Raw genomic sequence first — 12,864 nt, 5'->3', positions numbered from 1 at the left:
AAAACCACCGCTAGGGGATCGCGCCTGCCTCCCGGAACAAACGGTCGGCAGCCCAGCAGAGCCTGGCGATAGAGTGGGCGTATAGCTCAGTGGTAGAGCACTGTGTTGACATCGCAGGGGTCGGAAGTTCAATCCTTCCTACGCCCACCATCGCGGCTTCGCTTCCCGATATAATTTAGTGACGCATCTCGCGCATGCTCGGCGCTGCCCCTCACTTGCCGCCGCCCGTCGCATTCACAACAATTGTCATTAATCTTTCTAACAAATTCCATGCAGCCCTGCTGAGAGACTGTTAGAAATAATGATTTGTTGTTTAATTACACGGCCGCGAAAATAAACCCCGCTGCTTACACAGATGTTAACTGTTTTCGTGACAGACTGGCAATATCTAGGGGTGTTTCAGGATTGCGGCGATGAAAACGCTAAGGCGAATCATCACATTTTGGCTCGATGACGAATCGGGCAATGTGCTTATGTTCTATGCGGGTGCGCTGGTCCCGTTGCTGCTGATGATCGGCGGCGCCGTCGATATCGCCAATTATTATTCCGCGCGCGCCAAGCTGCAGAATGCCTGCGATGCCGCCGTCCTGGCAGGACGGCAGTCGATGGAAGGCAATGCATGGACGGGCGCGGTGGAGGTCGAGGCCGACAAGTTCTTCGACTTCAACTTCCCCGCAGGTACCAATCACGCCACCGACCTCGACTTCGATATCGAGCAGAACGAGGACGACCGCGCCGAACTGCTGGGTGAGGCAAGCGCCATCATCCCGACCATCGTCATGCATATGTTCGGTTTTAATACCATGGACGTGGCCGTCAATTGCAATGCAAAGCGGGATCTGGGGCATAACGATGTGCTGCTGGTGCTCGATACCACCGGCTCGATGGCCTATGCCCCATCGATCGGCGGCGCGTCCAAGATTAGCCGTCTGCGGACCGGTGCGGCGGGCATCTTCCGCGCGCTCGACGATTCCGAAAACGGATCGGTCACGCGCTTCGGCATCGTTTCCTATTCGCATACGGTGAATGTCGGGCGGTCACTTGCGGCGAACGATATTCTCGACAGCCAAGAATATGTCAGCCGCTATCAGTCCTGCAATAGCAAAGGCAAAAACTGCAAATGGGTCTATGGCACCAAAACGACGCTGGTGAAAAACTCCAGCTGGGGCAAATCGAGCTGGAGCCTGACCCAGAACAAGGACGCCTTCCGCACCAGCGGCAGCGCCTGTATCGAAGAACGCCCTTCGGTCGGCAACGCATTCTCGCCTATCGAGATCGATGATACAATCAAGCGCGCTGACATAGATAATCGCAGCGCAGATTCTGCCGACAATGCGTTGCAATTCGGACGCTACGATCCCGACGTGCAAGAAGGCGAAAGCCAGGACGGGTGTCCGGGAGAATCGATCAGACTGACGAGCTATGCCAGCGAAACCGCGTTCAAGAATGCCGTTAATAGCGCGACCGCCAATGTAACGGGCGGCACCTATCACGATGTCGGCATTCTCTGGGGCGCGCGATTTCTGTCTTCGTCGGGCTTCTTCTCGGCCGACAATCCGACCGAAATCGATGGCGTGCCGGTGAACAAGCATATCGTGTTCATGACCGATGGTGAGCTGGACACCGGCAGCACGCTCTATTCCGCCCATGGTGTTGAGACCTATCAGGACCGCACCAAGGGCACAGGCTCGCAGAACACGCAGCATATCAACCGCTTTTGGGCGGCCTGCTCGGTGGCAAAGTCGATGGGCATGACGATCTGGGTCGTTGCGCTCGACGTGACCGATACCGAGGATGTTGCTGATTGCGCGACCAGCCCGGGCCATTTCTACACCAGCGACGGTTCCGACCTTGAAGAAATCTTCGAGGATATCGGCCAGGGCATCGGTAATCTGAGGCTGACGCGATGAGTGCCCTCCGACGCCTGAAATTCTGGCGGCGCGACGAACGCGGCGCGGCCGCCGTCGAATTCGCGCTGGTGCTGACGCCGCTGCTGATCATCCTGCTGGGCGCGATGGAATTCGGTTATGTCGCCTATGTCAAATCGCTGGCGCAGGGCGCGCTCAACAATGCCGCCCGTCTTGCCGCGGTCGAGGACCCCGTGCTCGATTCCGAAGGCGACACTGTCGAGGAGCAGGTGGCAAATTACATCACCAGCACCGTCGGACTGGTCGCTGTGGACGAAGTCGTGATTACTTCGCAGTCGAGCTATTCGGACTTCAGCGACATCGGCAATCCCGAAAAGCTGATGACCGACAAGGATGGCAATGGCGAATATGACGCCGCAGACGGCGATTGTTTCGAGGATATGAACGGCAACGGCAGCTATGACACCGATGCCGGCGGCGAAGGGATCGGGGGCGCCAGCGATGTCGCGTTTTACCAAGCGAATATCGCGATGCCGCGCCTATTGCCGATCTATAATTTCATGGCCGTCTCGAACACTACCAGCTTCACCGTCAAAACCGCGGTTCGCAACCAGCCCTATGCGCTTCAGGCGACGCCGGCTGTCATTTGCGGAGACGATTGATGCCCCGAACGTCACTTTTACAGCGCTTTTGCCGCGACAAGGGCGGCATGGCGATGGCCGAATTTGCAATAGGCCTGCCGGTTTTCCTCACCCTGAGTGTCGGCGGGATCGAAGCGACCAATCTGGCTCTGGCCCATTTGCGGGTCAGCAATCTGGCAATGACGGTGGCCGACAATGCAGGCCGCGTCATGTCGGGCGTGGACGAGGCCGATATCTACGAAGTGTTTTCGGGCGCGCAGGTGATCGGTGAATCGATCGACTTCGAGGCGAACGGCCGTGTAATTCTTTCGTCATTGGAAGCGAATGGACAGTCCGGTTCGAACGCAGGGCAAATGATCCGCTGGCAGCGTTGCTGGGGCGATATGGATGTCGACCCTGCCTATGGTGAGCAGGGTGACGGACGCTTCGATGCCACGCTGGCCACCGGTCTGGGCGCGGATGGGCACAGCATTGCCGCCATGCAAGGCACCGCACTGATGTTTGCGGAAGTAACCTATGCCTACCAGCCGCTTGTCACTACCGGCTTTTTCCCCGCCACCACTATCCGGTACGAAAGCGCGTTCAACGTGCGTGGGCGGCAGAACAATGCAATCAGCAATACGCAATCGCTGACCGTAATGGATTGCGACTAACTTAACTGTCCGAGTATCTGATGCCTCTGACTCTCGCGGTCAGGGGATCAGGATCGTGGCTCCGACTGTCTTGCGCGCTTCCAGCAGGCGGTGGACTTCTGCCGCCTGCTCCAACGGGAAACGCTGACCGATCTCGGCATTGATCACCCCGTCGGCAATCATTTGCATCAAACGCTGGGTGCCGGTCCGAAACTCGCTCTTTTCGGCATAGAAATGCATCATCGTCGGACGCGTCACCATCAGAGAGCCATGGTTGGCAAGCTCGCCCAGACTGACGCCGGTGACGGGGCCGCTGGCATTGCCAAAGCTGACGATCATCCCCCTGCACCGCGCCGCACGCAGCGATATTTGCCAGCTGTCCGCGCCTACGCCGTCGAAGACGACATCCGCGCCGCGTCCCTCGCTGGCGGCGTGAACCGTTTCGATCACCTCGTCTTCGACATAGCCGCACACGAAATGCGCGCCCGCCGAACGGGCGATGGCCCGCTTCGCGGCAGTACTGGCCGTTGCCACTACCCGCGCGCCAATATGCGCAAGCCAGCGGATCATGATCTGCCCTGTCGCGCCCGCACCGGCGTGGACCAGCACGACGGCGCCCGCCTGTACCCTGGCACAGCGTTCGATCAACGCTTCGGCCGTGCATCCTTTCAGCATCAATGCTGCCGCCTGATCGAACCCGACCGCATCGGGCAACCGCACCAACCATTCCGCATCGACGATCCGCGCCGAGGAATAGGCGCCCAGCCCCGACTTGAACGTCGCAACGCGGTCGCCGGTCCGTACATTGACGACGCCTTCGCCGACCTGCTCTACCACTCCTGCGGCCTCTTGCCCCAGACCGCTTGGCAAGGGCACTGGGTAGAGGCCCGAGCGGTGATAGGTGTCGATGAAATTCACGCCCACCGCCTCATGCCGCAGCAGGACTTGCCCCGGTCCGGGTTCGCCGGTTTCGACTGTGGCAAAGCGGATAATCTCCGGCCCGCCGGTTTCCTCGATCCGCGCCTGAACTGATTTCATGGGTCCTGCCTTGTCGCTATTTGCCGCGCCGATGTAGGTGCAAGCGCGTCGCAATACCACTGTCCGCCCGGATCCCGCTTCCATATCCGCTGGCAAGCGCCCTTGCGCCAGCGGCGCGCTTTGCTAAGACCCGCTCGACTCATTCGTGCGCGATGCCAAAAACATCGTGCTCCTCCCTAACTCACGAAGAGAGATGAAAGCCCCATGGAGAAGATCAAGGTAAAGAACCCCGTCGTCGAAATCGACGGCGACGAAATGACGCGGATCATCTGGGAATGGATCCGCGAACGCCTTATTCTTCCCTATCTCGACGTCGATCTGAAATATTACGATCTGTCGGTTACCAAGCGTGACGAAACCGACGACCAGATCACCGTCGATGCGGCCAATGCGATCAAGCAATATGGTGTCGGCGTGAAATGCGCGACCATCACGCCCGACGAACAGCGCGTCGAGGAATTCGACCTTAAGAAGATGTGGCGTTCGCCTAACGGCACTATTCGCAACATCCTTGGCGGCGTGGTTTTCCGCGAACCCATCGTGATCTCGAACGTGCCGCGCCTGGTCCCGGGCTGGACCGACCCGATCGTCGTGGGCCGTCACGCATTCGGCGACCAGTATCGCGCCACCGACACGCTGATCCCCGGCAAGGGCAAGCTGCGCCTCGTCTTCGATTCGGAAGACGGTCAGAACGACCTCGACCTCGAAGTGTTCGATTTCCCCGCCCCCGGCGTCGCCATGGCGATGTACAACCTCGACGATTCGATCCGCGACTTCGCGCGCGCTTCGTTCAACTATGGTCTGGGGCTTGGCTGGCCGGTCTACCTGTCGACCAAGAACACGATCATGAAGGCCTATGACGGCCGCTTCAAGGATCTGTTCCAGGAAGTGTTCGACACCGAAGGATTCAAGGAAAAGTTCGCTGAAAAGGGCATCACTTACGAACACCGCCTGATCGACGATATGGTCGCATCGGCGCTGAAGTGGAGCGGCAAGTTCGTCTGGGCCTGCAAAAACTATGACGGCGACGTGCAGTCGGACACCGTCGCGCAGGGTTACGGTTCGCTCGGCCTGATGACCTCGGTCCTGATGGCGCCCGATGGCAAGACCGTCGAAGCAGAAGCCGCCCACGGCACCGTCACCCGCCACTATCGCCAGCACCAGCAGGGCAAGGCAACCAGCACCAACCCGATCGCGTCGATCTTCGCATGGACCCGCGGCCTGATGTATCGCGGCAAGTTCGACGATACGCCTAACGTGGTGAAGTTCGCCGAAACGCTTGAGCGTGTCTGCATCGAAACCGTCGAGAGCGGTGCGATGACCAAGGATCTTGCCCTGCTCATCGGTTCTTCGCAGAGCTGGATGACGACCGAGCAGTTCTTCGAAGCGATCGTTCAGAATCTCGAAAAGGAAATGGCCAGCTGGGCCTGATTTCTCTTTTCGTGCGTTAGAAGGGCACCGGCTCCGCCAACAGGTGGGGCCGGTGCTTTCGCATTCAGACTGTCCAAAACACCGGAAGTACCCATGGCCAACACCCGCGCCCGCCTGGAAGTCCGCCAGGCACGATCCTCTGACGTATCGGGCATCGCCGCCCTGATCCGCCGCGTTTACGAGGATATGCCCGCCTATACCTATGGTGAGATTCGCGGTCAGATGAACAATTTCGCGGAGGGCTGTTTCGTCGCCAAGCTGGACGGCAAGGTCGTCGGCTATTGCGCGTCGATGCGGGTTTCGCAGGGGCTGGCATTCAGCCTGCATGACTGGGACGAAATTACCGGCAATGGTTTCGGATCGCGCCACGATCCTACCGGCGACTGGCTTTACGGCTATGAGATGTGCGTCGACCCCAAGGTGCGCGGAACGCGCATCGGACGGCGCCTTTACGAAGAACGGCGCGCGCTGGCAGAGGAGCTGGAACTGACCGGCATCGTCTTTGCCGGACGCATGCCCAATCTCAGCCGCTTCTGGCGGCGCGTCGACGGGGCCGAGGACTATCTGGAAAAGGTCATAGAAGGAAAGCTGCACGACCCCGTTCTGCGTTTCCAGATGGCCAATGGCTTCGAGCCTGACGGCGTAATGAAGGATTATCTGCCCGAGGATAAGAAATCCAAGGCCTATGCCGTGCGCATGGTGTGGCGAAACCCCTTCGTCGACCGCGACCAACCGAAGAAATTCCGCTTACCGCGCGGCGTCGAGCAAGTCCGCATCGCCACGTGCCAGCTGCAGGCGCGTCAGGTGAAGGACTATGATGAATTCATGCGCGGGATCGAATATTTCGTCGATGTCGCAGCGGATTACGAAGCGGATTTCATCCTCTTTCCCGAGCTGTTCACCCTGCCCCTCCTTTCCTTCGCGGAAAAAGAGCTGAGCCCGCAGGAAGCGATCGAGGCGCTGAGCTGGTACACGCCCAAAATCCGCAAGGCGCTGTCCAAGATGGCGTTGGAATATAACATCAATATCATCGGCGGTTCGCACCCGACGCGCATGGAGGACGGAGACATCCACAATGTCGCCTATGTGTGCCTACGCGACGGATCGATCCACGAGCAGGAGAAGATCCACCCGACCCCGAACGAGGATTACTGGTGGAATATCAAGGGCGGCGACAGTATCGACGCGATCCAGACCGACTGCGGTCCGATCGGTGTGCTCATCTGCTATGACAGCGAATTTCCCGAACTCGCCCGCCGACTGGTCGATGAAGGCGCGCGGATCATCTTCGTGCCTTTCTGCACCGACAGCCGCCAGGGCTATCTGCGCGTGCGTTACTGCGCGCAGGCCCGCGCGATCGAGAACCAGTGCTATGTCGTGATGGCGGGGAATGTCGGGAACCTGCCCAATGTCGGCAATATGGACATCCAGTACGCCCAGTCCTGTATATTGACGCCGTGCGACTTCCCCTTCGCCCGCGACGGTATCGCGGCAGAGGCAAGCGAAAATGTCGAAACGCTGACCATCAGCGACGTCAATCTTGCCGATCTGTCATGGGCGCGCGCCGAAGGCACGGTGAAGAACCTCGCCGACCGGCGTTTCGATCTTTACCACATCGAATGGGACGGCAAGGTCGGCAAGCCCCATTCGGGCGGCGAGAAAATCGTCGAGGCGCAGGGCGGAAAGCCGCTTGGCCCGAAGCACGCGGGCGGCGGTTAGGGTGTCGCCTCGCGCTTGGCTGCGCGTCGCCTGTTCATCATTCGGCAGAGGGCGAACAGGATTAGCAGATTGATCAGCGGCGCCAGTATCGCCACCAGCGCGCCGCTCAGGCCGACCTTGTCCGCCAGCCATATCCACGGCATGCCCAGCGGAATCAGAAATACGCCCGAAAGCGGGTCCTGTTCCTGACCGAAAAGGCCGAACGTGCCGATCGCAAGCAAACCCAATGCGCCCAGATAGAGCAAGCCGAACAGACCGCAGATAACCCTCATCCGCCAACGACCAGCGCATCGGGAATGATATATTTCTCCGGCCCGAAAGTGACCGTGCTTTCGTCGCCCTTTCGCTCGACCTTGAAGTCCCAAGCGGCGGATCCGTCGGCCTGCGCGCTGTCGGCGCCGGTTGCTTCGGTGCCGTTGAAAAATATCGCCCGCGTCGTGCCATCAGGCTTGGAGACTTCGACCAGCGAGGTGCCGTCATCGCCCCAGTTGCGCTTCACTCCGGCGTTGCAATCCGAAAAACTGGCCGCCCCGTCAAAGGCACAGGACAGAATCGTCGTTGCATTGTAATCGGTTCCGGCCACAAGAGCATCGCCCGTTTCGCCCATCCCGGCGTTCGCATCGCCCATCGGAACGGAAACGAGACTGACCCCGTCGATCGTCGCGACAAGCGATCCGCCCAACGCCTCGGCCTGCTCCACGGTCGGACAGCCGACCAGCATCGCACTATCGTCGAGGAGATCGAGGACCGCTTCGCTCTCCCCGATCTGGCGGCAGGGATCGCCTGCCACTGGATAGCCATCGCCAAAAGGTGACAGGCTGGGCGGAAATTCGAAGGGTGTGGCTTCTGTTTCGGCACCTGTGTCGCCTGATGAACCGCAGGCCGCCAGCGCTGCGGCCGCAACCACGGGCAGCAAAATGGCAATACGCATGGACATCCCCTTTCCAAGCTCGATGCATCTGACACCTTACCACTAGCGCATTTTGAGGGCCGAGTCCCACTTCTTACCGCTCCCGCCACCGATCGTCGTAGAACACCAAAAAATGCTATTGCGAGTCTCTTGCATTAATTCGTCAGGCGTGGAATCGTGCACCCCGAAACAAATGACGGAGAGACCATGTACCGATTCCTCGATCAGCGCCTGTCGGCTCTCGACGAAGGTGGACAGTTCGCGGTGAAATCCGTGCGGGGCTGGGTGATGGCCGTGGCCGATCGCAAATGTCCGGCAGACGCTATCGCCCCACTTTTCCTCGACCGACGCATGATCGCGGCCCTCGCCCCGTTCTACCGCGCGATGACGCTGCTGGCCGTGCATGCCAAAATGCAGTTGGGATTTGCGCGCCCCTGTTGCCCCGTGGTGGCCGAAGGGGAAGCCTTGCTGCTTGCTTTGCTCGACCGCACAAGCGATCGCGCTGCCGTCTGCGCCGCCGCTGTTGCAGCGCCCTATGTCGAGGCGCTGCAACAGGCCGTCATGGAGCTGGAAGCTGCGATGCAGGTGGCAGGGCTGGCGCCCGGCAGCACCGGACGCTGAGCCGGAAACCAGCCGACCAGATCAGGCGATGGCCGGCAGATCGGCCAAGTGCTTGTCCAGCGTGATCGGGTAATCGCGCACCCGCACACCGGTCGCGTTATAGATCGCGTTCGCAATGGCCGCGCCCACACCACACAGGCCCAGTTCACCGACGCCCTTGGCCTTCATGGGCGAGGTGGTTGCATCCTCCTCCTCCAGAAAGATCACCTGCTGGTGGGGGATATCGGCGTGGACCGGCACTTCATATCCGGCCAGATCGTGGTTCACGAAAAAGCCGAAGCGTTTGTCGACCGCCAGTTCTTCCATCAGCGCGGCGCCGACACCCATGGTCATCGCGCCGATAACCTGACTGCGAGCCGATTTCGGATTCAGGATCCGCCCCGCAGCGCACACAGCCAGCATACGGCGGATACGCGGCTCTCCGGTATAGGCGTTGACCGCCATTTCGACAAAATGGCCGGCAAAGGTCGATTGCTGGAATTTCTTATCCAGATCGCCGTATTCGATCGCATCCTCGGCGACCAGTTCGCCTGAGCCGGCTGCTTCGCCCAAGGGGACCGAACGGCCCGCCGCGCGAATTTCACCGTCGACAAACTCGACATCGTCGGCGGCGTTGAAACCGGCGGCGGCGGCGGCCTGCTCACGCAATTTGACGCATGCCGCGTAGACACCCGCCGTCGAATTCGCCGCGCCCCATTGCCCGCCCGATCCTGCCGAAACGGGAAAATCGGAATCGCCAAGCGTCACCGTCACCATGTCGAGCGGCACGCCCATCATTTCGGCAGCGGTCTGCGCGATGATCGTATAGGTGCCGGTCCCGATATCGGTCATATCGGTTTCCACGGTCACTCGCCCTTCTGGCGACAGGCGGACGCGCGCGGCGGATTTCATCACAAGATGGTTGCGGAAACCCACTGCCATGCCCGTTCCGATCAGCCATTCTCCTTCGCGCCGCTGGCCCGGCCTCGGGAAATTTTTCGTATCGCTCCACCCGAATTCTGCAGCACCACGCTGCAGGCATTCGATCATCTGGCGCTGGCTGTAACGGCGTTCGGTGTTTACCGGATCGACTTGGGTATCATTGACGATGCGCAGATCGACGGGGTTCATGTCCAGCTTCTCGGCCAGCTCGTCCATCGCCATTTCCAGCGCCATCATGCCAGGTGCCTCGCCCGGAGCGCGCATCGCGTTACCCTCAGGCAAGTCCAGCACACCCAGCCGCAACTGCGTCAGCCGGTTTTCGCCCGCATAGAGCAATTCGGTCTGCGCCGTCGCACCTTCGGTGTCGCCATTGGGCAGGTTCCCGTTGACCGATGCATGCGAAATCGCGATCAGCCTGCCGTCCTTGCCTGCTCCCAGCCTGATCCGCTGGATTGTGGCGGGCCGATGGGTCGTATTGTTGAACACCAGCGGGCGTTGCAGCATCACCTTGACCGGCCGGCCGACCTGTTTTGCCGCCAAAGCAGCCATGACCGCATCGGCGCGCAGAAACAGTTTGGATCCAAATCCGCCACCCAGATATGGCGAATCCACACGCACGTTCTCTTCGGGCAACCCAAGCGCCTTTGCCAACGCGCGCTTGTTCCACTGGATCATCTGGTTCGACGTCCAGACGGTCACTTTCTCGCCTTGCCAATGCGCCAGGCTGGAATGGCACTCCATCATCGCATGGCTTTCATCGGGCGTCGTATAGGTCTGCTCGATCTTCACCGCCGCCTTCGCAAAGGCATTGTCGAAATCGCCGTGCCGGACGACGCTGTCTTCCTTGACGGGAGCCGAGGGTGCGATGGCCGACAGATCGAACTGGCCCTGTTCGCGCTGGTAATTCACGCGGATCAAGGCCGATGCGGCGCGTGCCTGCTCAAAACTTTCGGCCACCACCAGCGCGATGGCCTGATGATAGTGCTGTATCTGTGCCCCGCCGAACAGATTGGCAGTATTGAACCCCGTCAGCGGCACCGGTTGGTGATCGAGGGTGGAAAGAATGCCGACCACACCGGGCGCCTTTTCCGCTTCGGAAAGGTCCATCGACTGGATTCGTCCCTTGGCGATGGCAGCGCCCAAGACATAGCCGTAAAGCTGCCCCTCGGCGACGTCGTGGCGTTCATAAGCATAAGGCGCAAGACCGGTGGTCTTGAGCGGACCGTCAATGCGATTGGTCGATTTGCCGACCAGCTTCATGCGATCGATCGGATTGGCGCCTGCGGGTGTATCGAACTTCATGCCGCATCTCCCTTCCCGCGTGCCTCTGCCAGAACGGCGGCCAGTGTCCGTTCGACCAGCGGAACCTTGAACGCATTATCCTCGGTCGTGCGCGCACCTTGCGTCAGCACGCGGGCGGCGGCAGCGGCGCCATTGGGCAGTTGCTTGTCAGCCTCGGCGCTGCGCCACGGTTTGGAACCGATCCCGCCGACCGCGAAACGCCCCGTGCCATCGGGCTGGATCACCGCCGCGACCGACACCAGTGCAAAGGCGTAGGATGCACGATCGCGCACCTTGCGATAGATATGCGTGCCGCCAAGCGGCTTGGGCAAGGTGACACCGGTTATCAGCTCGCCCTTATCCAGCACATTGTCCTTTTCCGGCGCGCTGTCCCAGGTCCGGTGAAAGTCGGCGATGGGGATGGCACGCGTCTGGCCATCTGGCCTTACCGTTTCCACCACCGCATCCAATACGCGCAGCGCAACGGCCATGTCGCCCGGATAGGTGGCGATGCACTGATCGCTGACCCCCATGATACCCAGTTGGCGCGAATAGCCCTCATGCCCGCCGCAACCGGACCCCGGGCTACGTTTGTTACAAGGCTGGTTGGTGTCGTAGAAATAGGGGCAGCGCGTGCGTTGCAGCAGATTGCCGCCGGTCGTCGCCTTGTTGCGAAGCTGTCCCGATGCGCCCGCCACAATCGCGCGGGTCAGGACGCCGTATTCGCGCCGCACCCGCGCATCGGCAGCAAGCGCAGTGTTCGACACCAGCGCACCGATCCGCAGACCGCCGTCCCCGTCGCTCTCGACCTTGTCGAGGCCGAGCCCGTTCACATCGACAAGATGCGTCGGCGTCTCCACCTCGATCTTCATCAGATCGATCAGGTTGGTGCCGCCCGCAATGAATTTGGCGCCCGCCCGCCCCTGCACTGCCTTTGCCGCCGCCGCCGGCGATTGGGCGCGCTCATAGGTAAAGGCCCTCATGCGCTTTCTCCCGCGACTTGCGCCATGGCTTCGGCAATATTGGAATAGGCCCCGCAGCGGCAGATATTACCGCTCATCCGCTCGCGCATTTCCATTTCGGTCGGCGCGAAAGATCCGGTGATGTCATCACTCACATGGCTGGGGATACCGGCGCGGATTTCGTCGAGCACGGCGACGGCGGAACAGATTTGTCCCGGCGTGCAATAGCCGCATTGATATCCGTCATGCTCGATAAAGGCCGCCTGCATCGGGTGCAGGTCGTCGGGCGTTCCCAGACCTTCGATCGTTGTAACCTCGTCACCCTCGTGCATGACCGCGAAAGACAGGCAGCTATTGATCCGCTCGCCATTGACGATCACCGTGCAGGCTCCGCACTGACCGTGATCGCATCCCTTTTTGGTCCCCGTCAGCTTCAAATGCTCGCGCAAGGCGTCGAGCAGGGTGACGCGCGTGTCGAGTTCGAGCGTCTGTGCAGAGCCGTTGACGATGAAGCGAACCGATTCGGTCGGCACCGCATCCGGGGCAGGCGTGCGCGCATAGGCCATCGGCGGTGTCGCCGTCATAGCGACCGAGGCTGCGCTGCTTGCCAAAAGGCTGCGGCGGGAGATCGGAAGAATTCCGCTTGGTTCATGGGGCATGGATGCTCTCGTCCGCTGCTGGTCATGTTCGATTGTTCCGCGCAAAGCCCTGTCCTTCGCGCCTTGATAACCCAACAATGCGGCAGTCGCGCATTTGTTGCATCTCTGGCGTAATTTTTCGGGGCAGCTGGCTAGGCTATTTAGATCGGTATCGCCGGAGCCCCTTCAACCCTGCGTGAAA

Annotated in this window: 12 protein-coding genes and 1 tRNA gene; 7 read left to right on the top strand and 6 right to left on the bottom strand. The window is 60.5% G+C overall.

All coding sequences use genetic code 11. The features are described 5' to 3' along the window. Positions 1-75 precede the first annotated feature (75 nt). The 4 genes from LOZ77_RS03685 to LOZ77_RS03670 all read left to right on the top strand — a co-directional run bounded on the left by LOZ77_RS03685 (position 76) and on the right by LOZ77_RS03670 (position 3,162). Positions 76-150 (top strand) — tRNA-Val (locus LOZ77_RS03685). Positions 151-413: 263 nt separating this feature from the next. Further along, a complete protein-coding gene (locus LOZ77_RS03680; RefSeq protein WP_230280844.1) occupies positions 414-1,910 on the top strand; it encodes a Tad domain-containing protein in 1,497 nt (498 codons plus the stop codon). Further along, positions 1,907-2,530, top strand: coding sequence for a TadE/TadG family type IV pilus assembly protein (locus LOZ77_RS03675; protein ID WP_230280843.1), 624 nt, complete (start codon positions 1,907-1,909; stop codon positions 2,528-2,530). Before LOZ77_RS03680 ends, LOZ77_RS03675 begins: the two co-directional genes overlap by 4 nt. Next, positions 2,530-3,162, top strand: a complete 633-nt coding sequence (locus LOZ77_RS03670) for a TadE/TadG family type IV pilus assembly protein (RefSeq protein WP_230280842.1) — start codon at positions 2,530-2,532, stop codon at positions 3,160-3,162. The genes LOZ77_RS03675 and LOZ77_RS03670 overlap by 1 nt, the downstream gene beginning before the upstream one ends. A gap of 39 nt (positions 3,163-3,201) precedes the next feature. On the opposite strand, the gene LOZ77_RS03665 is transcribed toward LOZ77_RS03670, so the two are convergent. After that, positions 3,202-4,179 (bottom strand): quinone oxidoreductase, encoded by a 978-nt coding sequence (locus LOZ77_RS03665; protein ID WP_230280841.1) that lies wholly within the window; start codon positions 4,177-4,179, stop codon positions 3,202-3,204. Positions 4,180-4,383: 204 nt separating this feature from the next. Between LOZ77_RS03665 and LOZ77_RS03660 the strand changes: the two genes are divergently transcribed. Next, positions 4,384-5,610: an NADP-dependent isocitrate dehydrogenase gene (locus tag LOZ77_RS03660; RefSeq protein ID WP_230280840.1), complete on the top strand. Its 1,227-nt coding sequence runs from the start codon at positions 4,384-4,386 to the stop codon at positions 5,608-5,610. Positions 5,611-5,703: 93 nt separating this feature from the next. Beyond that, positions 5,704-7,329, top strand: a complete 1,626-nt coding sequence (locus tag LOZ77_RS03655; RefSeq protein ID WP_230280839.1) for a bifunctional GNAT family N-acetyltransferase/carbon-nitrogen hydrolase family protein — start codon at positions 5,704-5,706, stop codon at positions 7,327-7,329. On the opposite strand, the gene LOZ77_RS03650 is transcribed toward LOZ77_RS03655, so the two are convergent. After that, entirely contained in the window at positions 7,326-7,601 is a 276-nt protein-coding gene (locus LOZ77_RS03650) for a hypothetical protein (protein WP_230280838.1), read from the bottom strand. The genes LOZ77_RS03655 and LOZ77_RS03650 overlap by 4 nt on opposite strands. Next, positions 7,598-8,260: a hypothetical protein gene (locus LOZ77_RS03645; RefSeq protein ID WP_230280837.1), complete on the bottom strand. Its 663-nt coding sequence runs from the start codon at positions 8,258-8,260 to the stop codon at positions 7,598-7,600. Before LOZ77_RS03645 ends, LOZ77_RS03650 begins: the two co-directional genes overlap by 4 nt. Positions 8,261-8,446: 186 nt before the next feature. On the opposite strand from LOZ77_RS03645, the gene LOZ77_RS03640 reads away from it, so the two are divergent. After that, positions 8,447-8,860 carry a hypothetical protein gene (locus LOZ77_RS03640; protein ID WP_230280836.1) on the top strand — a complete coding sequence of 138 codons (414 nt, stop codon included), beginning with the start codon at positions 8,447-8,449 and terminating at the stop codon, positions 8,858-8,860. A gap of 21 nt (positions 8,861-8,881) precedes the next feature. Here the strand turns inward: LOZ77_RS03640 and paoC are convergent, their stop codons facing one another. From paoC to paoA, 3 genes are read right to left on the bottom strand one after another with little or no spacing between them, the layout of a single operon-like run. Continuing rightward, the gene (gene paoC / locus LOZ77_RS03635) at positions 8,882-11,083 is read right to left on the bottom strand and encodes an aldehyde oxidoreductase molybdenum-binding subunit PaoC (protein ID WP_230280835.1); all 2,202 of its coding nucleotides are present in this window, start codon (positions 11,081-11,083) and stop codon (positions 8,882-8,884) included. Next, on the bottom strand, positions 11,080-12,045 hold the full coding sequence (locus LOZ77_RS03630) for a xanthine dehydrogenase family protein subunit M (RefSeq protein WP_230280834.1): 966 nt from the start codon (positions 12,043-12,045) through the stop codon (positions 11,080-11,082). Before LOZ77_RS03630 ends, paoC begins: the two co-directional genes overlap by 4 nt. Continuing rightward, a complete protein-coding gene (gene paoA / locus LOZ77_RS03625; RefSeq protein WP_255671175.1) occupies positions 12,042-12,683 on the bottom strand; it encodes an aldehyde dehydrogenase iron-sulfur subunit PaoA in 642 nt (213 codons plus the stop codon). Before paoA ends, LOZ77_RS03630 begins: the two co-directional genes overlap by 4 nt. Between the last annotated feature and the right edge of the window lie 181 nt (positions 12,684-12,864).

This window comes from Croceicoccus sp. Ery15, assembly GCF_020985305.1.
Lineage (GTDB): Bacteria > Pseudomonadota > Alphaproteobacteria > Sphingomonadales > Sphingomonadaceae > Croceicoccus.
This window is presented reverse-complemented; position numbering and strand designations above follow the sequence as displayed.